Origin of the sequence: Methanobrevibacter sp. (genome assembly GCF_017431965.1) — an archaeon.
Classification (GTDB): domain Archaea; phylum Methanobacteriota; class Methanobacteria; order Methanobacteriales; family Methanobacteriaceae; genus Methanocatella.
In genome coordinates, this window is the sequence record NZ_JAFRKB010000002.1 from 1 (window position 1) to 23440 (window position 23440).

Below are 23440 nucleotides of genomic sequence, written 5' to 3' on the forward strand. Positions count from 1 at the left end.
CCTTTTTCATCAGTAGTTGTGTTGTATACTTTACCATTGAATCCTATTTTCACAGCCTTATTTGCAATAGGTTTGGATCCGTCGGTTAAAGTCACTTCGAAGTATCCTCCACGCTCACCAGCATAATAATCAATAGCTTTAATGTTATAGTCCTGAGCTATAATGGCAGTATCCTGTCTTACAGGATTAATATTATTCAAAGTTATCTCAGCATCAGACGGCAAATATGAATCTTTACCTGCAAAAGCAATAGTTATTAAAGAATTGTCTTTTGCCTGGAAACTAAATACCCCATTATTACCTGTTGTAGCTGTTAAGTTACTGCTTCCAACCTTAACATTTAATTTGGCACCAGAAATTCCTTTGCCTTCGCCATCTTTTAAAACACCTTCAACAATACAATCCCCATCCACTTTTGTAATAGTGATTGAAGTAGAAATATCAGCCACATTCAATACATCTGATTTGACAAATTGATTATACTTATCATCACCTGAATAGGAAACATTGTAAGGATATTTTCCTTTATCAAGGCTTTCTAAATTAATATTTACTTTACCATTTTTAACTGTAGTATTATATTTATCACTGTTAATTTCAAGTGTTACGTTTCCGGATGCATCAGAAGGCAAATCAAAGCTGAATGTGGTTTGCTTTTGTGAAGCGGATGTCGGTAGCTGCACATCTGTTATGTCAATTTTTTTAACTTCTATTGATTTGATGACACTTGAATTTTTATAAAATTCATCTCCACCGTAAATTGCTTTAAATGTTTGATTTCCGGCCAATAAATCAGATATGGCAAATAAGGCCTTGCCGTTTTCAATGTCTTTAGTGTAGTTTTGTTTATCAAATGCCAAAACGACATTGCCTGTAGCTGTAGTGTTCAATGTAACATTAATGTATGCAATCTGACCTACTTCGATATTTGCAAAATCAACATCCAAACTGGATGCTACTTTCTCAACAATTACATCTGTTGATTTTTCAGCCGGAAGGTATGTATCATCACCTTTGAATTTAATCTTTGCAACATAATCGCCAGGATCGATGCCGTCACAGGACAGACTGATTTGACCTGATGAGTTGGTTGTCAAATTAGAAACAACCTTATTAAGAGTAACTGAAACTTCAACACCACCAACTGCCTTACCGTCGCTGTCAGTTAGTGTGGCAATCAGGACCTTGCCCCCATTGTAAGGAGTGGTAACTGCCGGAGCTGTAATTATAACCTTTGAAAGGGTTTTTACTGTTGTGTTATATGTGTCATTACCGGCAATGCCTGCAACATTATTTTCAAAGTTACTTCCAGCAACTGATGCGCCATACATTGCTCCACCATTTTCTGTAGCTTTATTGTTTGTGAAGTTACAGTTAGTTGCATTTACCCAATAAAGTGCACCGCCATTTTTCGCAGAGTTATTAATGAAAATACAATCTGCAGTTTTGTAAGCACCTTCCTTTTTTTCAGTACCCGTTATAATAGCACCACCATTTCCGCCAGCAGAGTTATTAATAAAAATGGAACTTTCAACAGCAGAACTATTCGTAATAAGATCATAAATAGTATAAATTGCACCACCATTGCCTCTTGCAGAATTATTAATAAATTCACAATTGACAACAGACAAACAATAATTGGTATGAATAGCACCACCAGAAGACTGTGCATAATTATTTATAAACTTAGAATTTACGACAGAAAATTTATTATGACTATAAATGGCACCACCATACCAAGGACCACTTGGGGATTTTGCAGTATTATTAATAAAAGTACAATTTTCAACAGACAACATATAACCATTATGTATAGCTCCGCCCCTAGCAGCCACGTTATTCATAAAAGTACAATTGACAACAGACAGAATGGCAGTATTATAAATAGATCCGCTCTCATAATAAGAAAGATGTTTACCATTCACAAAAACAGTGTCTTTAAAAACTATATTGCCTTTACTCAGTACAAAAAGTACGGCCGAATTATTACCATCAATAATGCAGCCGTTACCATGAATAGTTACATTACGTGAAACCTTTATTCCGGATTGATAACTGGAATCTGAATCTGAATGATACAGATAGGTTCCATTAAGATAAACATCACTACCCTCATTACCGTTAATAGCTGAATTTAAATCCGCAAATGTTTTAGGATTATCGGCTAAAACATCATCATTTACTTCATTTACAAGTTTATTTTGATTTTCAATGCCAACAACATCATCTGTGGCATTTTCGGCTGCATTTAAGCACCAATTGTAAAAATAGCCAATAAAAACAATGTTATTACCATCATCTTTTTTAATTTCATTATTTTTCAACCTATTTCAATTAATTGAATTGATATATATTTATAAATTAAATTGTATTTATTATTTCCTAAATAATTTTAAATTAAATATACAATAAACAAAAAAATATTAATTTTTCAATTATATTTTCAAATATGTTGAAACTATTCAAAAAAATCAAAAAGATTCCATTGCCAATCAAAATTACATTTAACTTTTTTAACAATTAAAAAACAATCAATATTTAACTGAAATTTGTTCAAAAAAAGTAAAAAGAAGAATTATTCTTCTTTATTCAATCTGTAGCTACCGTTTTCCACAATGTATTTTGGAACAATAATCTTTAAAGAACGAATAACATTTAAATAAAAGTCATCAAGTTCCCTGTCAGCATAAGGATAGATATATTCAAAAATATAGAGATTATCATCCTCGACATATAGAAATTCATTGCGGCGGATTTCTTTTTCCCCATCAGAAAAAGATGATACGAACATGTAATAGATTACGTCATTGATTACAATAAAATCTGAGCTAATCAGATTAATCTTGTCGTTTGCCTCCGCATTCTTTTCAATGCCGTCACAGATTTCAGGAAGGCCCACCAATGTAGGGGTTGTTGAAAATTTAATTGACATAGGTATTTTGGTATTTACCAGATACATGTCATTAAATTCCTCTTTTGTTGTAACCGCATCAAAATCTTTAGGCATTTCAAGAGTTACAAATCCGTTTGAAAATAAAGTCATCCAATCACCTATTTATGCGCATAATAAAATATCAGCCCATCATCGGCAATTTCATCAAGACGGGCAAATCCTACCCTTTCAAACTGAACTACATCTCCAACTGACAAGTCTTTTAGCGCAGCTTCACCAAGACCTTCTTTAACAGATGCATCATCCATTACGATTTTAACAGACACATTGTCCTGGGTTGGAACCCATTGAATAATTCTGGCTTTTACCTCACGTGCATCTTCAAAGGAAGTTGAATGATATTTTACTTCATCACCTGAAATTTCAACATTTACCGCATCCATCAATCTGAATAGACCATCTTTAATGTCGGATTCAGCCAAATAAACATTTCCGTCAAACGGCAAGATTCTGTTTCCCCTATCCAAGTGGTCTGCATGAAGTGGTCTTTCAACATCAACTGCTCCGCCTTCATAACCGTCAACACTAATTTCAACAGGGTTTTCACAGAAGAAGTATCTGTTTGCAACAGGTTCTAGGAAGTTACGGTTTAAACCATAGATTTTTTTCCAGCTTATAGCTGAATCAGCCATCTTGACGCCCATTTCGGTAATCAAATCATAAATTGATCTCGGGTCAATTCCACGTCTTGCAATAGCTCTAAGAGTACCTAATCTTGGGTCATCCCATCCACAATAGGTTCCGTTTTCGATACCCTCTTTTGCTTTTGAGGTACTAAGTGCAATATCCTCCATTTTAAGTCTTCCATAGTGGATGAATTCAGGCAAGTCCCATCCCATATGGTCATAAAGGTATTTCTGCTTTTCAGTATTTGCAAGATGATCTTTTCCCCTCAATACATGTGTCATGCCAAGCAAGTGATCATCAACTGCAACTGAAAAGTTCATCATAGGATATATTCTGTATTTTGTGCCCAAACGTGGGTGAACCTCATCGACCAGCCTCATTGCAACCCAATCCCTGATTGCAGGGTTTTTGTGGGCAATATCTGTCTTGACTCTAAGCACTGCTTCACCAGCCTCCATTGTGTCGAATTTCTCCCATAACTCAAGATTTTCTTCAACAGTATTGTCACGACATGGGCAGGCTTTGCAGTTGTCCTTAAGTTCCTTGAATGTTGCACCGTCACAGGTACACATGTAGGCTGCGCCCTTTTCTATTAATTGGCGAGCATAATCATAATAAATTTCAAATCTGTCTGACTGATAGACGATTTCATCAACTTTGACGCCTAGCCATTCCAAATCTTCAGGAATCATATCATAGGCAGGCTCATATACCCTTTTTGGATCGGTGTCTTCAATTCTCAATATTAATTTACCGTCATGCCTTTTTACATATTCTCCGTTTGGAACCGCAGCACGGGTGTGTCCAATATGCAGAGGCCCGCTTGGGTTTGGAGCGAATCTCAAAACGATGTTTTCATGAGAGCCAGGAAGTTCCTGCAAGCCTTTTTCTTTTGCTTTAGGTTTTTTATCTTCAAGCTGAATACCTAATCTTTCCATTTCACCAGCTTGCTCTTCAGTTGATAAAGCATTAACCTTTGCTACGATTTTACCAGACATAGGTCCAATTTCCTTTGCCTTGCTTCTGAGTTCAGGTTCATTTGACATGATTGAACCCATAACCGCTCCGGGATTTGCAGAACCTTTATGTTTTGCCGCATTCAATAAAGCATGTTTATAGATAATTTCTTCTAAATCATTCATTTAATCATCACAATTTAATTAATTTAATAAAAATAAGCATTATTATTTATCTATCTAAAAATATATAAATATAATGAGAGAGTAGTAAAAAAAATCGGAGATTGATAAAAAAATTAGGTCGATATAATGAGTGATGCTATCGAAAAGGCAAAACAATACATTGAAGAAGAAAACTACAAAGAAGCTTTAAGAATTGCCCGTAAAAGACATGCAAAAGATGACATTAACGAGTATTTGGAAATTCTTGACCTGTTAATCGAAAAAGATTATCTTCTAGCTTTAGAAGAAAAGGGACTTTACTATCAATACTACGATGAAAGCCATGACAACGGCGACTATGGTGAAAAATACTTTAACAAATACCTTGAAAAGCAACCAAAATCCATTAATGCCATATGTGATAAGGCAATGTCTCGCTTTAATAAAAACCATCTGGATGAAGCACTGGAGTTAATGGATGAAGCTTATGATAAATACAATCCCTATTCAAAAGCTGAAGAGCCAAGAATTAAAAAAAGCGAGGTTAAAATGGGTAAAATTGAGCTGTTGATACAGGCCAAAGAGTATGATGATGCATTGACATTACTAAAACACTTTGAAAATGAAAACGGCTACACCGAAAAGGTTCAATCATATAAGGGATTGCTATTACAGAAAATCGGTGAAAACGAAGATGCTTTGGAATATATTGACGATGCTCTTAAAAATGACGAGACAATACTTCTCAACAACTCCAAAGCGGATGCCCTGTATGATTTGGGAAGATACAAGGAAGCACTAAAATATTACAACCGATGCATAAAATACGAAAAGGAAGTAGATGACTTGGAGCTTTTGACCAACTTCAACTATAAACCTGCATATTGTGAACTTAAGCTTGGAAACACAGAAGAAGCCGTCAAATACTTAAATAAAACAATCAATATGCTGAATGAATATGGCAGACTTCCAAAAGATATTGAAGCGATCTATCAGAAATGCTCCTTTAAAAAAGATGAACTGATGAAGCATGGAGACATTGAAGATAAGGAATTCAAACAGACAAAGTTTCTTTCTGGAAAAACTGCAATTTACGTTTTAATTGCAATAATAATTATTTATATAATACTCAAAATATTCGGTTTTTAAGATTAACCTGTGAATTTTATCAGAATACTCACTAGTGAAATGAAATAGGATGGATTTTAAAATGAGGCTTGGAAAAACTAATTTAGAAGTAAACAAAAATGGATTTGGGGCTCTCCCGATTCAAAGACGCAATATGGCCGATTCAATTGAAATACTTCAAACCGCTTATGAAAACGGAATCAATTTCTATGACACTGCACATTTTTATACAGACAGTGAAGAGAAAATAGGCAATGCATTTAAAGACATTGCCCGTGAAGAAATTTATCTGGCAACTAAAAGCGGATCAGAAACTGTGGAAGATTTTTGGAGCGATTTGGAAACATCACTTAAAAGTATGAAAACTGATTATGTTGACTTGCATCAGTTCCACAACATTTCATTTTGCCCGAAAAAAGACGATGAACTTTACAAAGCAATGCTTGAGGCAAAAGATGAAGGTATGATTAGACATATTGGAATTACCACTCACAAAATAACCCACGCTCATGAGGCGCTTGACAGCGGATTATACGAAACATTGCAATATCCATTTTCCTATTTGAGCGGTGAAGAGGAACTTAAACTGGTTGAAAAATGTAAACAGTTAGATGTCGGATTTATTGCAATGAAGGCAATGGGCGGAGGATTACTTAAAAACTCAAAAGCCAGTTTTGCATATATAAACCAATTTGACAATGTCCTGCCGATATGGGGAATCCAAAAGCTTGAAGAGCTTGAAGAATTCCTAACATATGATGAAAATACTATTTTAACTGATGATTTAAAAGCAATTATCAAAAAGGATAAAGAAGAACTGGGAGAAAATTTCTGCAGAGGCTGTGCATACTGCATGCCATGTCCTGAAGACATCAACATTAGCTTATGTGCGAGAATGTCCCTTTGGATTAGGCGTTTTCCAACTGAACCCTATTTAACTGAAGAGTATCAGGAAATGATGGAAAAAACCACTAACTGTATGGAGTGCTATGCCTGCGTGGACAACTGCCCATATGAACTGGATATTCCTGAGCTTTTAAAAGAAAATTATGCTGATTATCAAAATGTTTTAAATGGGAATGTGAAATTATGAAACAGTGCATTGAAAATCCAAATGATGTCGACTGGGCCGGTTTTTGGGCTGAAAAACTCGCCACAAAAGTTGACAAAGACTGGGATAAAGCAGCACCTGGATTTTTTAAAAGAACCCATAAAGAAGACTATAACGATGCATTATTTGACATGCTGATTTTAGATGAAAATGACACAGTGCTTGATGTCGGATGCGGTGAAGGATCTGTAACCGTGCCTCTTGCTAAAAAGGTCAAACATGTAATCGGACTTGATTCATCACCTAAAATGTTGGAATATCTTGAAAAAAGATCTGCTGAAAATGATATTTCAAACATTGAAACCATTTTAAAACCGATTGAAGAGATAAAATACGATGAAATAGGAGATGTAGATGTTGTTGTCTGCTCAAGATCTCTAAACGGTATTATCCCAATTGAAGAAGTGCTGGCTGAACTGAATAAAATAGCTAATAAATATGTTTTTATAACAATTTTCGGACCTGAAAACAAAAAAATAGAAAAAGATTTTGATAAAAGAATTGGAAAACAAACCGAAAACTTTCCTGATTACAATTATTTCTTCAACATACTTTACAACATGGGAATATATGCAAATGTCCAAAGATTTGACCTGAACAATTACCGAGAATATGACAGCATTGATGAGGCAGTTGACAACGGCAAATTCCGACTGGATTTATACTCTGAAAGTGAAAAAGAAGAGCTTAAAAGATATTTATCCGAAATTCTAACCAAAGATGAAGAAACCGGAAAATTATTCAATGTAAAAGACAAAGCTGACTGGATAATGGTTTGGTGGAAAAAATGAACTAACAATAGGAGCAGTTAACCACTCCCTAACCTCCTCTTGGTTTGTGTGACATCATCCATATATGTATTTAAAAAAAAAAGAGATAACCATGACAAAATTAATTAAAAAAGATAGTATACTCAATAGTGCAATTCATCCACGACTTAAAAGAAGTCGTGGCATTCTTGCATTTTTAAGATAAATCGTTTAAGATAATAAGAGTCAGGTTTTGGCCAAATAAATCCTAATTTCTTAAGTATATCTACAGTCTGAGTGATATTTACATTAACTTCACTTGCATCTGCAGAAAGCTCTGAATCATCCATAGAGTTATCTGATGTGATTAATCCCTGAATATTTTCATCAAGATTCTCCATACATATTTCAAAAAATTCTTTATCACTGACACATTTAATATTATTACCCAATGAATTTAATGCTTCAATAATGTCTTTAGTGTATAAGAAATTATTGTTCTGGCAGTTGAACACACTGCATTGAGAAGGAGTTTTTGCCAATGCAATGATAGATTTTGCAGTAAAATCAATTGGACTCATCTCTATTTTTGCATTATACATGGAATCTGATATAACCTGAAGGTTTTTAATTGATTTGATATTGGATAAAAATGCATTGGTATCATAGTTTTTCTGGAATAATCCGTCATCATATCTGGCCATAAGGTTTCCGACCCTTACGATTTTTACATACAAACCATCCAGTGCAGCTTCAAGCACTTTCCTTTCAGCCAAAAATTTGAGTTTAGAATTTGATTATTATTCTCTTGGTGATTTAGTCAAGATTAAATATGGGAAAAATCAGAAGAAAGTTCAAGATGATGAGAATGGACAATACCCTATTTTTGGAACTGGTGGATTAATGGGTTATTCAATGAAATATCTTTATGATAAACCTTCTGTTTTAATTGGTAGAAAAGGTTCAATTGAAAAAGTTAGATATATTGAAGAGCCATTTTGGACTGTAGATACATTATTTTATACTGAAGTTAATGAAAAAATTGTTATTCCAAAATTTCTTTATTACGTAATGTCTTTAATAGATTTAAGCAGATATAATGAAGGAACATCAATTCCTAGTTTAAGAACTGAAACTTTAAACCGTTTAGACTTACCAATCCCCGATTTAGGTTATCAAAATAGAGTTTTATCAGTATTATCGAAGATTGATGAAAAAATTGAGATAAACGAAAGAATAAATAATAATTTATAATCCTAACTATTTAAAAGAAAATACTGTCAAAAATATATTCCAAATGAAATCAGCCAATAAAATAACTAATTTAAAGAATTTTAAAAAATTAATCATCAACTATAGCATATTCAAATAATATGTAAAAATAATATATAAAATAGATACTTAGCAAAAATATTGGGAGAATTAATTTTCATACATACTTATTCCAGTAAGTTTTTCAATATCTGAGAAATTCCAATACTTATTCTCCCAATGATAATACACATCTTTTCTTTTCTTAAAAATTCTAAATGGAACATTTGTATTATCATAAATATGGACAATATCACAAAGCTCAATTAATTTAGGGATTAAATCCAATGCTTTGAAGTATCTTGATTTAATTTTATCTTCTGGAACATTATGTCCTCCCATGGATTCCCTAATATTTACTCGAGTGATGTTAATTTTATAATCTGATGTCAAAACATAGATGCATCTTAAAAAATATCCTTTTTCTTTAGCTTTTTGGAGCAATTTTAGATTCCTATCTGTAGAAAGTACTGTCTCAAATGTGAAATCTTCACCTTTTTCAACCATCATTTCTCGAAGTTCTTCCGCTTTAACGGCGGCTTCCAAATCACTGCATGAATTTGATTTTTTAATATCGTCTGCATTAATATAGACACCAATGGTTTTTGCCATGCGAGTGATTGTAGTTTTGCCACTTCCATTTGGGCCTGCAAATACAATAACTTCAGGAAGTCTTTTATTCTTTGACATATTCCCTCTTTCCATCAGGATATTCTATGTAAGGACAATTAAGTTCATCATCATAACCCGCAATAGGAAGTCCTTTAATTTTACAAATATCTTGATCTATTTTAATAGATGCTTTAAATCTTTCTGTAAGTTCTTCATCGGAAATTCCGCATGTTGAATCTAATTCGTTACCTTCTTGCAAAATAAATCTCCTCCTATTTCTAATTGTATTATAAGATATAAACTTCATCAATAATAAATATTTTCAAACTGCGACTAGATGAAAAAGCACCGATGCACAAATAAACTGTAATTAATAAACCCAACTATATGATTGTGAATATAGATTAAAAACTGATATTTATAAGCCTATCGATTAAGTGAAAAATAAGTCACAGAATAATTTAGGAGCAAGCAATTAATTAAAATAAATAAAAAAGAAGAAGTGGAGATTTAAATTGAATTAAAACAATCAATTTCCATGATACTGCCCACATCCAACTTAATAAACTTCGGATTTTCTCCTTGCTGAAAATAAATATAATAAAGGTTGTCTTTTAATATGAGACAAACCTAAACTACATTACTATATTAGTCACTTTTTATCATGGTTAAAATCATTTTATATGGACTGTTTTCTGCCTGAAGCGCATGTGGCTCATTTGCAGGCATGATAATCATTTCACCTGCTTTAACAGTGTGTTTTTTACCGGAAATAGTTATTTCGGCTTCACCATCAATAACCTGAACCATTGCATCGAAAGGAGCTGAATGCTCAGAGAGGCCCTGACCTTGATCAAAGGCAAAGAATGTTACAGTTCCCAACTCCTTTTTGATTACTTCACGACTAACAACAGTATTCTGCTGATAGTCGACCAAAAATTGGATATCCAAAGCCTGTGCTTTAATATCCCCACTCATTGCTTATTCCCCCATAATAGTTTTAATATCGGCTATTGCATCACCAGTTGTTGGAGTCAAGTTGTAATTTTCAACTAGGACATTGATGATGTCTTCATTACACCATGCAGGAAGAATCGGTCCAATCCACATGTCAGTTTTTCCAAGGTATAATAATGCCCATAAAACTGCAGCTGCTTTTTGTTCCATCCAACTGAGCACAATAGTTAATGGTAAATCATTTAATGGCAAGTCAAATAATTCAGATAATGCTAATGCCACATCCACTGCGACAATAGTATCGTTACATTGACCTACATCCAATAATCTTGGAATACCTTCAATATCACCTAAATCTAAGTCATTGAATTTGTATTTACCGCATGCTAATGTTAAAATTACAGTGTCTTGAGGTAAGTTCTGTACGAATTCTCTGTAATAATCGTTGTGTTTAGCTGCTTTGTCACATCCTCCGACAACGAAGAATCTTCTGATTTTACCTTCTTCAACTAATCTTTTAATTGTATCAGCATGTTCTACAATAGCTCCTGCACTCCAACCAGTAGTTATGGTAGTTAATTCTTCTGGTTCTAGAGATCCAAGAGATTTTGCGCATTCAATAACTTCTGAGAAATCATAATCATCTATAGTTTTTACTCCTTCAAGTTTAGCTACATCCATAGTGAACATTCTTTCTTTGTATGCGTCAAGAGCAGGAAGTACACAGTTACTGGTTCCAACGATTGCTGCATTGTATTTCTTAAAGATTGTTCTTTGATCATGCCATGCTCCACCTAATTGTCCTGCTAGGTTTTCGTATTTGTTTAATCCAGGATATCCGTGAGCAGGTAACATTTCAGAGTGAGTGTAAACTTTAATGTCTGTTCCTTCAACTTGTTTTAATAATTCTTCGAGAGCTTTTAAGTCGTGCCCGGTTACAATTATTGCAGGACCTTCTTGTGCCCCAACTTTAACTTCTACAGGTTGTGGTTCACCGTAAGCTTTAATGTGAGCGTCTTTGAGTAATCTCATTACAGCTACGCTTTTTTCACCAGCTTCAAGTGCCAATGCAACTAAATCCTGAACATCAAAATTAACGTTAGTTAATGTTGTGTACAATCCTTTGGTTAAAAATGCATCGATTTCAGGATCATAAGCTCCTAAAACATTTGCGTTGTAGTTGTATGCACTTATTCCTTTCATAGTGAAGATTAAGTTATCCTGTAATCTTGCTACGGTTGGTTTTTTACCACAAACTCCACTAACAGTACATCCTGTACCTTTAGCGGTTTGGGAACATTGATAACAAAACATATCTAATCCGTCTGCCATAATAATTACCTCTTTAAGAGTTGTTAATATTTATTTAATTAAAGAGAGTATATAAAGATTTTGTCACTTGTTAAGGGTTAAAAGTAACAATTATATATGGTTACTTTCAAAATATTATTATGGATGAAAATTTATCAGTTTTAAAAGGAATTGGATTAACAATGTATGAAGCCCAGGCATATGTTGCACTGACATCACTGATATCCGCAACTGCAGTTGAAGTGTCCGAAAGTGCCAACATTCCAAGAAGCAAAATATATGATGTGTTGAAAAAACTAAATGAAAAGAATTTCATTGACATTGAGGATGGAAGACCATTAACATACAACGTTAAATCTCCAGTTGAGGTATTATCCCGTGAAAAAGAACGGCTGGACAGCGAAATTGATGATACCATTACAAGGTTAACATACGTTTATGAAAATGGTATGAGTCAGGTTCAGGCCCCTATCTGGAGAATATATGGCGTTGACAAGATTATCTCACAGGAACTTGAAATCATAAAAAGGGCAAAAAAATCAATAAATATGAGAATAGGATTTCTCTTTGAAGGCGAAGGGGATGAATTAGTAAAAGCCCTTAAAAACAGATCAGATTTAAGAGTAAATATCCTCGCTTCACCAACTTGCTATATCAATGATGAAGAGTTTAACATTATCCAACTTTTTAAGGAAAATGACATCAATATCCAAAAAGCAGATATTCCATTTGTTAAGCTTATCATTTCAGATTCAAAGGAAATGATGCATACATACACAAAGTTTACGGAGGATAAACGAAATGTAATTCCACAAACAGCAATTGGAATCTGGAATAAATACGAAGATATAGCGCGAAACTACGATGACAGATTCATGAATCAGTTAAAAAAATTAAAAAAGAAATCTAAACAGAGTTAAATTTCTCTTCAAAATCAATGAAAACATTTAGCAACGTATAATCCAGACGATGAATAGTTTTATATGAAATACTTTTAGGAACATCCCAAAATGCTGATGCAATACTTCCTGCAATTGCAGCTTGTGTATCGGCGTCACCGCCTAAAGATACTGCATTTCTAACTGCATCTTCAAAGTCATTGGCTTCTAAAAAGCAAATTATTGATTCAGGGACACTTCCTTTGCAAGACACGTCAAAAGAATAATAAGACCTTATTTCATCTAATGGCCTGCTTAAATCATATTCATATCTAACTTCAACATGGTCTTTAATTTCATCTTTGCTTGCGCCAACTCTTGCAAGATAAATTGCATCTACGGTCGCAAGCGCTCCTTTAATGCCTTCAGGATGATTGTGAGTTACAACAGCAGAAGTGTAAGCCAAATCCTGTGCTTCCTCAAGAGTATCTGCAACCCAAGCACATGGTGAAACGCGCATTGCAGATCCGTTTGCCCAACTGCCATAAGGTTCGGGACTGTCCTGTCTTAACCATTCATAAAACCTGCCACCATAACCTGCATTGGGATATAAATTACCAAAATATTTTAAATTTTTAATCAAAACATCTTTTGAATCTTTATTTTCACATAACCACTTAGCTACTGCCAATGTCATTATAGTATCATCAGTGAATATGGACCTTCTTGTAAATAAGTCAAAATCCTTAGTTTTTATGGGGTCAAACTCCCTGGTTGAACCAATGATGTCCCCACTTATAGCTCCAATTATACCTTTCATAATAATATATTGTGAATAAATCATTAATAAATATTATTGACCCCACTTCGAAAAATTGCTTTAAGAGTGTAAAATTGTCCCAGAAAAGAATAAAAAAGATTATATAATTCTTTAAACATAATTATAGACGATAATATCTAATATTATCAAAAACACGGAAATTTCTATATATCTAAAAATAAAAAATCATTCAAATGACATGCTTCATTGAATAAATTCATATACGTATTACCAAAAAAATATAGAAATTTCATGCAATTACTTCACAGAGAAATCTAGCATAAAAATTAGTGGTTCTGGGTTCGCCCGGAACCATAAAAATAATTTTCTAATTCTAAAAAAAATAGTAAAAAAGAGAGAAATTATGCACTTCTCTCAAGTACGAAATCTGCAATGTTTGCAAGTACCTGTTTGGATGAAGAATCAGGTAATATTTCAAGTACTTCTTTAGCTTGGTCAACAGATTCTAGTGCCAAATTGCGAGCATATTCAATAGCACCACAATTTGATAAAATTTCAATTGCCTCATCTATCTCATCTTGAGAATTTTCTTCAGCTTTTAAAATTTCTAATAACTTATCATCCTCAACATTATCCAAACCTTTAATTGCAATAATAGTCATCTTGCCTTTTCCAATATCTGATCCAATAGGTTTTCCTAATGTTTCTTCATCGGAAGCCAAGTCAAGATAATCATCCTGAATTTGGAAAGCAAGTCCAATTAAACGACCATATTCATACATTGCTTCAATGACTTCATCTGATGCTCCTCCCATGATAGCTCCTGCTTTAGTAGCAGCAGCAATCAGTGCACCAGTTTTTTTGAAAATCATTTCCATGTACTCATCTTCAGTCACATCAAATCTATCTTCAAAGCCCATATCAGATGCCTGACCTTCACAGATTTTTACACATGCATCTGCAACAGTAGCCAATGCCTTGTTGTTTTGCTCTGAACTAGTGCCCTCAGTGCCTATAATTATTTCAAAAGCTTTTGAAAATAAAGTGTCACCTGCAAGGATAGCTACATCATCACCCCAAACCTTGTGAACTGATGGCATTCCTCTCCTCATATCATCCTGATCCATGATATCATCATGAATAAGTGAAAATGTATGAATCAATTCTATAGCTGCAGCGGATTTAAGTGCATTTTCGCGTTTTCCTCCAACAGCTTCAGCAACAATTAAAGTTAAAGCCGGTCTGAGCATTTTTCCACCAGCTCTTGTAAGATAAACTGATGCTTCTGCAAGATTATCCGGAGTAATAGTTGCCAATTCCTCTTCAATAGTTTTTGTAATGTCAGTTGAATAATTTCCTAACACTTCTTTTACATCACTCATATTATTCCCTCTTTAACTTTTAAAAACTTGTGCCTGAGCATTCCTTAAGATATGAATGTCATATCCTATCCTATAACCTTCCTCTTCGGCAAGTTCAGCGTAAGCTGCAAGCATTGATAAGTCTCCGTGTGCTGGAATAATATGTTGTGGTTTTAACATACGTAGGAATTCTCTGTGATCTTCTCTTCCAGCGTGTCCAGAAACGTGAGCATTCGGATAAATTCTAGCACCTTTTAATTTCAATCTCCTTTCCATAATATGCCTATTTGCAGCATTGGTTGGATTCGGAATGATTGGTGCTGAAATGATTACATTATCTCCCTTTTTAATATTGAATGGTGTTCTGCCATTAGCGATTCTTGGAAGTAATGCATCAGGTTCACCTTGGTGACCTGTAGTTACAAGCAAATAATTTGCCCTGTCTTCATCAGCTCTCATTAAAGCTTTATTGACAGCTTTTGGAGAGCCGTAAATACTGGCATTTTTCGGTAATTTTAAAATACCCAGTTTTTGTGCTATTCCGCAGAACCTTTCCATAGACCTTCCTAGGAAGAATATTTCCCTATGGCTTTTTTTAGCGATATCTGCAATAGCCTGTACACGTTCAACGTGAGATGAAAATGTGGTAACAATCATACCAGTTTTCTCTTGAAGAGGCCCTTTCATTACGTCCTCTAAAATATTTTTAGCTATTCTTTCTGAATGAGTTTTAACCTCATTATAGTTTTTGGCATTAGTTGTCTCAACAATTAAAGCAAGCACTCCTTTCCTTCCAAGTTCTTTTAACCTTTTGTAATCAGGAGGTGGAGATACTTTTTGATGATTATCAAATTTAAAGTCTAATGCATACACAATAACTCCTTCTGGAGTATGCAATACCGGAAATACTGCCTGCGGAATACTGTGAGTAGATTGAACAAACTCTAAAGTAATATCTTTAGATAATTTCAATTTACTTCCAGGGTTTAAAGGTCTGATTGGATTTGTAACCTTAAATTTACGTTCACCTTTAATCTGTTTTTCAATTAAAGCAGCAGTATACGGTGTTCCGATTAATGGTGCATCATATCTGTGAGCCAATTTGGCTACTGCACCAATATGGTCCAAGTGACCGTGAGAGAATACTATTCCTTTTACTTTACCATCCACATCTTTCATTAAGGTATCGTCTGGAATAACTCCTCTTTCAATTAAATCTAAGCTATGCATTCTATCAATATCAGTATCTTCATGCATACTGATTCTGTCAAGATGGATTCCCATATCAAAGATAATTACATCTTCGCCAATCCTAACAGCAGTCATGTTTTTCCCGACTTCTTGATATCCGCCGATAGCGATTACTTCTACACTCATGTTTTATCTCCTTGAATAATTTTTAGTGTTAATTCCTCTTTCATTGAGCCACTCCCTTGTTTTTCCTCGAATGACTAAATTAGATTGTTTTAGTTCTTCAATGTTGTTAGCTCCAACTAAAAACATTGCAATTCTAAGTGAATCATTAAATCTATTAATAAAATCATTAAGTTGTTTTTGAGATGCACAATTTTTTAAAAATGGCAATGCCATGCCCACAGCATCAGCTCCAAGAGCAATAGCTTTAGCCGCTTCAAGACCTGTTCGAATTCCTCCGGAAGAAATAACCGGAATTTCAACTGCATTAGTAACTTCAGCAGTACTAATTGCTGTAGGAATTCCCCAATCCCAAAATATTTCACCTAAATATCTGTCTTCAGCGCGGTAGGTCTCAACTGCAGCCCAGCTAGTTCCGCCAGCACCTTCAATATCAATAAAATCAACACCTGCATCAACCAGAACCTTTGCTGATTCTGCAGATATTCCACATCCTGTTTCTTTTGCAAGTACTGGAATATCAACTGATTGTGTAATTTGACTGATTAAGTCAGTGTAACCTCTTGCATCCAAATCACCTTCCGGTTGAATAGATTCCTGAAGAGGATTTAGATGAATTGCCAAAATATCTGCATCTAAAATTTCAACTGCTTTTTCTGCTAAATTAAGTTGTGGTGCGCCAATGTTTCCGACAAGCAAACAATCCGGAGCATTCTCACGAACAACAGTGTAAGTATCAGCAAGTTCGGGATGCTCACAGGCAGCTCTTTGAGATCCAACACCCAAAGCAATATTATTATTTTCAGCTGCTATTGCCAATTGCTTGTTTATTGATTTTGCAGCCGGATGGCCACCAGTAATAGCTGTAATAAATAAAGGAGAGTCTAATTTTTTACCAAATACTGAAGTTGATAAATCAATTTCATTCTTATCCACTTCAGGAAACACATTATGGATTAATTCTATATCTTCAAATCCAGTAGTTTTATTTTTAAACTCCACATCATAATTTTCACAAATTAATAAATGCTCTAATTTTCTATCTGAAATCATATTTTTAATTTCCCCTTGAAATTATTGTTCCTTTTACCTTTTCATCTTCCAAAACTTTGAAAATATTATTTTTAACTTCAGCATTTATTATCATAGATTCGATTCCTAAATCTGCTAAATATAAAAGTTCTTTAATTTTTCCAACCATTCCACCTGTCACATCGACATTTGTAGTTCCTTCCAAAGTGTCTAAATCTTCAATTGATGAGAATTTTTCGAAAAATATTGCATCATCATGTGTTTTAGGATTCTTGTTGTAAACTCCATCAACGTCAGTTCCCAGAATTACCTTATCAGGATTTAGATTTACGGCCAAGTATTGAATTAACTGGTCACCTGAAATTACGCAGATTTCAAGCTCGCTGTCCAAGACAACATCACCATAAATAACTGGAATAAAACCTTTAGAAAGATAATTTTTAAAAGATTCCAAATTTCCTTTAGTGATTCGTTTATTTGTAGCAGTCATGAAACTTGAAGCAGGAATTGCAACAACCGGCAAGTCTTCCTCAATGAATGCTTCACAGATTAGCATGTTTAACTTTTTAACTGCATTCTGTGTTTTGCAAAATCCGATTCTTTTTTGTGGCAGTTCACTTTCATCAAACACCTCACCGATCTTATATTCCTTGGCAGGCGGATGTCCGAATGACCCCGCACCATGAACAATGATTAATTGCTTATCTGACTTGTCAAGTGAAGACTTGATTTCACCAGCTATTCTTTTTAAAGAATCACTGTCAATTTCACTTTCAGCAGAATCTTTATTGGTCAGGATACTTCCACCAATTTTTAAAATTATCATAAAATCACTTATAAACCCTTGAAGAAACTCCTTTTCGAGTGAAATGGATTTTTAAAATATTATCATCACGAGCTATGGCCTCAGCAACTTCATCCACTTTGCCTGGGCAGAGTGCAATAATACTACCCCCACCACCAGCACCAGTGGTTTTAGAACCAATAGCACCAGCTTCCCGTGCATTATATACCATTCTGGATAATTCTAATGTATTTACTCCTAAAACATCAAGAAATCCATGATTAATATTCATCAATTCTCCAACTTTATTGAAATCTCTTTTTAAAATAGCCTGTTTTGCATAATTAGTCAGATTACCCATGGATGTTATTACCGGATTGATAATTTTAGGATTTTTGTTTTTAAGATTTCTAACGTCCTTTACCATTTTACCGGTGTTTCCATGTTTTGTAGTATATCCCACTACAAAAGGAACATTAAAATTAACTTTAAAATGCTCAACTTTTTTATTTCTGGATAAATAAACAAGACCTCCATAAGTAGAAACTAAAGTGTCAAGCGGGCTTGCAACACCCTGAACTGCCTGTTCAACCATGTGGGCGTCATGAGCTAGAGATTTTTTATTAAAACGAATATTGTGATATCTATACAATGCAGCCAAAGTAGCTACTGTAACCGCTGCAGAAGATCCAAGCCCCGAACCGATAGGTACATTTGATGACAATGTAATATCAATTGGAGTATGGTCATGTACTCTGTAAAGAGACTCTAAGATATATCTAATAATACCAGGTTTTCCTTTCAATAAAATATATTTCTTTTCACGTGTAAGAAGTTGCGCTTCAAAATTAATATTTGGAGCTCTAAAAATAGATCTGTCATCTTCAGATTCCTTAATAGTAACATAAGCCCTTTTATTTACAGCACCCGCTATAGCAGGTTCATCATAAACTACAGAATGCTCTCCGAATAAAATTGCTTTTGCAGGAGCTGAAGCCTTAGCTATCATAAATACACCTTATTTAAAAATACCTGAAGCATAACCTACTACCGAAGTCAAATCTCCGGTAACATCACCGCTTGTTCCATAAGCCAATATTTCACAATTGTTTTTATCAGTCATCTTTGAAACAGCAATTGTTGTCATTACCGGACCGTAACCGCACATTGTTATATTGTACTGAACAACCTCTTCAAAAAGTTTGAATTCATTCATCTCTGCAATATCTTCCAGAACAAAACCATCAACCTTATTGGCTTTTTCCTGATTGTTAAAATGAGACAAATCAGTGCTGGCAATAACTGCATAGGATTTACCTAACTGTTTGCCAGATTCAACAATAGCTTTTGCCAAATCATTTGAAGCAGCAAAAGATTGTGAACCCATAGTGACTGGAACTATTTTAAAATCACTGGAAAAATATTGTAAGAAAGGTAGCTGAACTTCAATACTGTGTTCATGAGTGTGAGCTGCAAAATCAGCAGTTGCAATATCTGAATTATCAATTAATGTGTTTGCAAATTCGCCGTCAACATTTACACTACCTAAAGGAGTTATCCACTCCCCTTCATTAAACACTGAAATTTCACTACCATAACCTGTGTGATTAGGACTTAATATAATAAAAACTTCAGGAAAACCATTTTGAACTAATTTGCAATAGCTATGAGATGCTATTGCACCGGAATATTGATAACCTGCATGCGGAACCATAATATTGATAGGATAATCTACACCATCAAATTTATTCAATTTCGGTATTTCCCCAACCCCAAAATCATCTAAAAAACAATTTTCAATAGTTTTAACTAGTGTTTCAGGATTAGCCGGATAAAATGCTCCGGCAACAGCAGGTTTTCTTAACATTTAACTCGATTAGAATTTAAGTTCAAAGTCAGTTGCTTCAATATCTAAGTCACCATCTTCTGGGATGTCGCCTCTTTCTCTTAAGATTTGTCTTGCAAGTAACCAGTAAACTAATGCAATAGCTTTTCTACCTTTGTTGTTTACAGGTACAGCAATATCAACAAAACTGAGTAAGTTTTCAGTATCACATAATGCAATTACAGGAATACCGTTTTGTTTTGATTCTAAGATAGCTTGAGCATCAGATCTTGGGTCAGTTACAACAATGATTTTTGGTTCGATGAATTTAGCGTAATTAGGGTTTGTTAAAGTACCTGGAATGAATCTGCCAGGGATAGTTTTTGCGCCGGTAATTTCACCGAATTTTTTAACAGGAGCCTGACCGTATTGTCTGGTAGCTACTACTAAAATATCTTCCGGGTCATATTTTGCTAAAAGTTTTGCAATCTGTCTGATTCTTTCATCAGTTTTTTGAATGTCTAAAACATATAAACCGTCGGATCTTACTCTAAATATATATTTTTCCATGTCACTAGTTTTTTGTTGGGTTCCGATATGTAAACCTGCTGCTAAATAATTATCTAAATCTATTAAAAGTTCGTTAGTCATTAATAATCACCTTTTTTATTATATTTAATCTTCATCATCAATGTGTACACATTCATTTGGACATACGTCCATACATACTTCACAATAACTGCAATCTTCAGGATTGTTAATTGTGATTTTATCTCCTTCGAGAACTAATACTTCCATTGGGCAAACGTCAGAACATTCTGCACAGTCAGCACCATCACATTTATCATAATCAATAGTTACTTTTGCCATTAAACTCACTCCCTAAAATATTTATTAGAATTCACCCATTTTCGGATTGGAAAGTTCTTCTTCAATGCGAATAAGTTCATTTAATTTAGCTATTCTTTCACCACCAATAGCTCCGGTTTTAATCATCGGAGATGCAAAACCAACAGCAAGGTGTGCAATAGTTTCATCAGTTGTTTCGCCTGATCTATGGGATACAACCGGTACAATACCATTTTCTTTTGCTAACTTTACAGTAGCATAAGTTTCAGATAAAGAACCGATTTGATTAGGCTTAATGATAATAGCATTTGCGGCATTCATTTCAATACCCTTATCCAACAATTCTTTATTGGTTACGAATAAATCATCACCACAAACCAAACATTTATCCCCAACTTTTGAAGTTAACTCGCTAAATCCTTCGAAATCAGATTCATCGAATGGGTCTTCCACATAAAACATTTTATAAGTATCAATGATTTCTTTTACAAAATCAATTTGATCTCCGGTGTCTCTTTTAACACCATCTTGAGCATAAACATATTTTTGCTCATCAACATTCCACAATTCAGAAGCTGCCATATCTAAAGAAGGCCTAATTTCAATACCGAGTTCATCACCAACTTCTTCACATGCCTTAGCTTGGATTTCCAAAGCTGCATCATTAGTGATATTTGGTACCCATCCTCCTTCATCGCCTTTACCACCAGTAAAATTGGAGTCTTTAGTTTGAATTAACTCTTTTAATCTTTTGTGAACATTAGCATTAGCAAAGATAGCTTCACTAACTCTGGTAGCTCCTATAGGAACAACCAAAAATTCCTGAATATCCGGTGCATTAATGCCTGCGTGAGCTCCGCCGTTCATCATATTTCCTAAAGGAAACGGTAATTCATTTACTAAACTTCCACCAATGTATTTGTATAATGGCATGTTATAAGATTTTGCGGCTGCTTTAGCAACAGCCATGGAAATTGCTACTGTAGTATTACCACCAATAGCTGCCAAATTATCTGTACCATCGATTTCTCTAAGGACTTCATCAATAGTAGTCAAATCTTCAGCATCCATTCCAATAAGTTCAGAAGCTATAAAATCTTCCATTTCACGGACTATTAAATCTACTCCGCCTTCCGGAAAAGATACAACTTCCCTGGAACCAGTACTGGCTCCACTTGGTGCAGCGGCTCTACCAAAACCATTCCAAGTAACTACATCTACTTCAATAGTTGGGTTACCTCTGCTATCCAAAATCTTACGAACTTGGACATCTTCTATTACACTATCCAAAAAAAACACCTCAGTGCCATTTAATTTATTACCATATAATCTATACTCTTTAAAAAATCAGTAAGTTTCTTTATAGAGTTATGTTGGTATTTTTTATTTTTTTTAAATAATTTAAGAATAAATAGAAAAAAAACTATTTATTCATCTCTAATAACATCTAATGGTAAAACTCCAGCTTTTAACTCCTCATAAGCTATGTCAATTGGATCTAATGAATCTTTAATATCAACTAAAGGTTTTGCACCCATGGATATTTGAATTGCTCTAGCTCCAAGAAGTCTAGCTCTTTCAAACCTTGTTAATTTTTTCTCAACATTCATGAATATTACTCCATTATTAGGCATATATTTTACCAAGATTATATTTTACAATACAATATCCCTACAATTGTAAAATTATTCCCAGGTTTCCACATGAGAAATTAACATTCTTCTACAACAGTATCTAGTTAAACCTAAGTCATCTAAAACATCTTTTGACTTTTCCCCAGCAGCTACCCTTTTGTTATATTCATCAAAGTAAGCAGATACTGGTTTTCCACAACTTAAGCATCTAATAGGAATCATTTATATCATCTTTTTTAATTTAAATAAAATATAAAGGTACAGAGTAATTATCTGTAACTTTTTTGTTTACGTGCTCTTGCTCCAGGACCACCATATTTTTTAGGTTCAGAACGTCTTGGGTCTCCAACTAACATAGTTCTGTCATATTGTATGAATTTTTCTTTTAAATCCATATCCTGAGACCATTGTACAAGTCCTTTTGCAATTACCATACGTGCAGCTTCAGCTTGACCCATTACTCCTCCACCAACAACTTTGATGTTGATATCAACTTCATTAGCTAAGTCACCAGCTAAGGTTAATGGTTCTTGTAATTTTAAGTTTGCAAGCTCAGGAGAATAAAGTTCTAAAGGAATTCTGTTAATTCTTACTTTACCAGTTCCTTCTTGAACAGTACCTCTTGCGATAGCTGTTTTACGTTTTCCACTTGTATGAATAACTTTAACCATAATCACACATCCATTTTATTTAAAAGGTAGCTCCTAAAAGTTTGGAGATTTCTCCTAATTCAATACCTTTTTTAAGATCTTTGTATTCTGCTTCAGGAACTGCAGTGAGTTCAGCATCTGCATATTCTGCAGGTACTCCTACAAAAGCTTTTAATCCTTTGTATGCGGTTTTACCTTTTGCTTTTTTGAAAGGTAACATTCCTCTTACAGTTCTTCTAAATATATCATCTGGCCTTCTAGGATATTTAGGACCTAAGTCACGAGGGTTGGAAATACTTGCCCTGTCAACTCTTTGTTTGTATTTGGCATAAGCCCAATCCCTATTACCGGTTAACATAATTTTTTCAGCGTTGAGAATTACAACTTCTTCG

General features: G+C 34.2%; 27 protein-coding genes. 5 read left to right on the forward strand and 22 right to left on the reverse strand.

The annotated features are described in order from the left end of the window. The 3 genes from IJI93_RS00045 to IJI93_RS00055 form a co-directional block, all read right to left on the reverse strand. Nucleotides 1-2324: Ig-like domain repeat protein (locus IJI93_RS00045; RefSeq protein WP_292808915.1), on the reverse strand; the 2324-nt coding region annotated here is incomplete at its 3' end. 251 nt (nucleotides 2325-2575) lie between these two features. After that, on the reverse strand, nucleotides 2576-3043 hold the full coding sequence (locus tag IJI93_RS00050; protein ID WP_292808913.1) for a hypothetical protein: 468 nt from the start codon (nucleotides 3041-3043) through the stop codon (nucleotides 2576-2578). Nucleotides 3044-3051: 8 nt separating this feature from the next. After that, the gene (locus IJI93_RS00055; RefSeq protein WP_292808911.1) at nucleotides 3052-4722 is read right to left on the reverse strand and encodes a glutamate--tRNA ligase; all 1671 of its coding nucleotides are present in this window, start codon (nucleotides 4720-4722) and stop codon (nucleotides 3052-3054) included. 126 nt (nucleotides 4723-4848) lie between these two features. Here IJI93_RS00055 and IJI93_RS00060 point away from each other — a divergent pair, with 126 nt between their 5' ends. The 3 genes from IJI93_RS00060 to IJI93_RS00070 all read left to right on the forward strand — a co-directional run bounded on the left by IJI93_RS00060 (nucleotide 4849) and on the right by IJI93_RS00070 (nucleotide 7731). Then, a complete protein-coding gene (locus IJI93_RS00060; protein ID WP_292808909.1) occupies nucleotides 4849-5850 on the forward strand; it encodes a lipopolysaccharide assembly protein LapB in 1002 nt (333 codons plus the stop codon). 61 nt (nucleotides 5851-5911) lie between these two features. After that, the gene (locus tag IJI93_RS00065; RefSeq protein ID WP_292818128.1) at nucleotides 5912-6922 is read left to right on the forward strand and encodes an aldo/keto reductase; all 1011 of its coding nucleotides are present in this window, start codon (nucleotides 5912-5914) and stop codon (nucleotides 6920-6922) included. Further along, complete coding sequence (locus IJI93_RS00070; protein ID WP_292808905.1) at nucleotides 6919-7731, forward strand: class I SAM-dependent methyltransferase; 813 nt, start codon at nucleotides 6919-6921, stop codon at nucleotides 7729-7731. The genes IJI93_RS00065 and IJI93_RS00070 overlap by 4 nt, the downstream gene beginning before the upstream one ends. A gap of 146 nt (nucleotides 7732-7877) precedes the next feature. On the opposite strand, the gene IJI93_RS00075 is transcribed toward IJI93_RS00070, so the two are convergent. Further along, entirely contained in the window at nucleotides 7878-8465 is a 588-nt protein-coding gene (locus IJI93_RS00075) for a hypothetical protein (RefSeq protein ID WP_292808902.1), read from the reverse strand. A gap of 4 nt (nucleotides 8466-8469) precedes the next feature. Here IJI93_RS00075 and IJI93_RS00080 point away from each other — a divergent pair, with 4 nt between their 5' ends. After that, nucleotides 8470-8943: a restriction endonuclease subunit S gene (locus tag IJI93_RS00080; RefSeq protein ID WP_292808901.1), complete on the forward strand. Its 474-nt coding sequence runs from the start codon at nucleotides 8470-8472 to the stop codon at nucleotides 8941-8943. A gap of 168 nt (nucleotides 8944-9111) precedes the next feature. On the opposite strand, the gene IJI93_RS00085 is transcribed toward IJI93_RS00080, so the two are convergent. The 4 genes from IJI93_RS00085 to hcp all read right to left on the reverse strand — a co-directional run bounded on the left by IJI93_RS00085 (nucleotide 9112) and on the right by hcp (nucleotide 11901). Further along, the gene (locus IJI93_RS00085) at nucleotides 9112-9690 is read right to left on the reverse strand and encodes a zeta toxin family protein (RefSeq protein ID WP_292808899.1); all 579 of its coding nucleotides are present in this window, start codon (nucleotides 9688-9690) and stop codon (nucleotides 9112-9114) included. Continuing rightward, a complete protein-coding gene (locus IJI93_RS00090) occupies nucleotides 9677-9871 on the reverse strand; it encodes a hypothetical protein (RefSeq protein ID WP_292808897.1) in 195 nt (64 codons plus the stop codon). The genes IJI93_RS00085 and IJI93_RS00090 overlap by 14 nt, the downstream gene beginning before the upstream one ends. A 389-nt stretch (nucleotides 9872-10260) precedes the next feature. Beyond that, nucleotides 10261-10590, reverse strand: a complete 330-nt coding sequence (locus IJI93_RS00095) for a cupin domain-containing protein (RefSeq protein ID WP_292808895.1) — start codon at nucleotides 10588-10590, stop codon at nucleotides 10261-10263. 3 nt (nucleotides 10591-10593) lie between these two features. After that, nucleotides 10594-11901, reverse strand: a complete 1308-nt coding sequence (gene hcp, locus IJI93_RS00100) for a hydroxylamine reductase (RefSeq protein ID WP_292808893.1) — start codon at nucleotides 11899-11901, stop codon at nucleotides 10594-10596. Nucleotides 11902-12020: 119 nt separating this feature from the next. Between hcp and IJI93_RS00105 the strand changes: the two genes are divergently transcribed. Next, entirely contained in the window at nucleotides 12021-12800 is a 780-nt protein-coding gene (locus tag IJI93_RS00105) for a TrmB family transcriptional regulator (RefSeq protein ID WP_292808892.1), read from the forward strand. Here IJI93_RS00105 and IJI93_RS00110 read toward each other — a convergent pair. From IJI93_RS00110 to rplM, 14 genes are all read right to left on the reverse strand, one after another. Then, nucleotides 12787-13578, reverse strand: a complete 792-nt coding sequence (locus tag IJI93_RS00110; RefSeq protein WP_292808890.1) for an ADP-ribosylglycohydrolase family protein — start codon at nucleotides 13576-13578, stop codon at nucleotides 12787-12789. The two genes, IJI93_RS00105 and IJI93_RS00110, sit on opposite strands and share 14 nt — an antisense overlap. A gap of 362 nt (nucleotides 13579-13940) precedes the next feature. Then, a complete protein-coding gene (gene idsA, locus IJI93_RS00115; protein ID WP_292808888.1) occupies nucleotides 13941-14921 on the reverse strand; it encodes a short chain isoprenyl diphosphate synthase IdsA in 981 nt (326 codons plus the stop codon). 12 nt (nucleotides 14922-14933) lie between these two features. Continuing rightward, nucleotides 14934-16277, reverse strand: coding sequence for an RNase J family beta-CASP ribonuclease (locus tag IJI93_RS00120; protein WP_292808886.1), 1344 nt, complete (start codon nucleotides 16275-16277; stop codon nucleotides 14934-14936). Between the two features lie 3 nt (nucleotides 16278-16280). Further along, nucleotides 16281-17327, reverse strand: a complete 1047-nt coding sequence (gene fni / locus IJI93_RS00125; protein ID WP_292808884.1) for a type 2 isopentenyl-diphosphate Delta-isomerase — start codon at nucleotides 17325-17327, stop codon at nucleotides 16281-16283. Between the two features lie 4 nt (nucleotides 17328-17331). Continuing rightward, entirely contained in the window at nucleotides 17332-18132 is an 801-nt protein-coding gene (locus tag IJI93_RS00130) for an isopentenyl phosphate kinase (protein WP_292808882.1), read from the reverse strand. Between the two features lie 4 nt (nucleotides 18133-18136). Beyond that, nucleotides 18137-19099 (reverse strand): mevalonate kinase, encoded by a 963-nt coding sequence (mvk, locus tag IJI93_RS00135; RefSeq protein WP_292808880.1) that lies wholly within the window; start codon nucleotides 19097-19099, stop codon nucleotides 18137-18139. Nucleotides 19100-19108: 9 nt separating this feature from the next. Next, nucleotides 19109-19957: an AmmeMemoRadiSam system protein B gene (gene amrB, locus IJI93_RS00140; protein ID WP_292808878.1), complete on the reverse strand. Its 849-nt coding sequence runs from the start codon at nucleotides 19955-19957 to the stop codon at nucleotides 19109-19111. A gap of 9 nt (nucleotides 19958-19966) precedes the next feature. Further along, nucleotides 19967-20566, reverse strand: coding sequence for a 30S ribosomal protein S2 (rpsB, locus tag IJI93_RS00145; protein WP_292740274.1), 600 nt, complete (start codon nucleotides 20564-20566; stop codon nucleotides 19967-19969). A gap of 24 nt (nucleotides 20567-20590) precedes the next feature. Next, nucleotides 20591-20785, reverse strand: coding sequence for a 4Fe-4S dicluster domain-containing protein (locus IJI93_RS00150; protein ID WP_292808876.1), 195 nt, complete (start codon nucleotides 20783-20785; stop codon nucleotides 20591-20593). Between the two features lie 24 nt (nucleotides 20786-20809). Beyond that, nucleotides 20810-22054 carry a phosphopyruvate hydratase gene (eno, locus tag IJI93_RS00155; protein ID WP_292808873.1) on the reverse strand — a complete coding sequence of 415 codons (1245 nt, stop codon included), beginning with the start codon at nucleotides 22052-22054 and terminating at the stop codon, nucleotides 20810-20812. Between the two features lie 137 nt (nucleotides 22055-22191). Then, a complete protein-coding gene (locus IJI93_RS00160) occupies nucleotides 22192-22398 on the reverse strand; it encodes a DNA-directed RNA polymerase subunit K (RefSeq protein WP_394355669.1) in 207 nt (68 codons plus the stop codon). 51 nt (nucleotides 22399-22449) lie between these two features. Continuing rightward, nucleotides 22450-22620 carry a DNA-directed RNA polymerase subunit N gene (locus tag IJI93_RS00165; protein ID WP_042694539.1) on the reverse strand — a complete coding sequence of 57 codons (171 nt, stop codon included), beginning with the start codon at nucleotides 22618-22620 and terminating at the stop codon, nucleotides 22450-22452. Nucleotides 22621-22667: 47 nt separating this feature from the next. After that, nucleotides 22668-23069, reverse strand: a complete 402-nt coding sequence (locus IJI93_RS00170; protein ID WP_292784773.1) for a 30S ribosomal protein S9 — start codon at nucleotides 23067-23069, stop codon at nucleotides 22668-22670. Nucleotides 23070-23088: 19 nt separating this feature from the next. Next, nucleotides 23089-23440, reverse strand: a 352-nt coding sequence (gene rplM / locus IJI93_RS00175; RefSeq protein WP_292818132.1) for a 50S ribosomal protein L13, incomplete at its 5' end; no start/stop codon positions are given.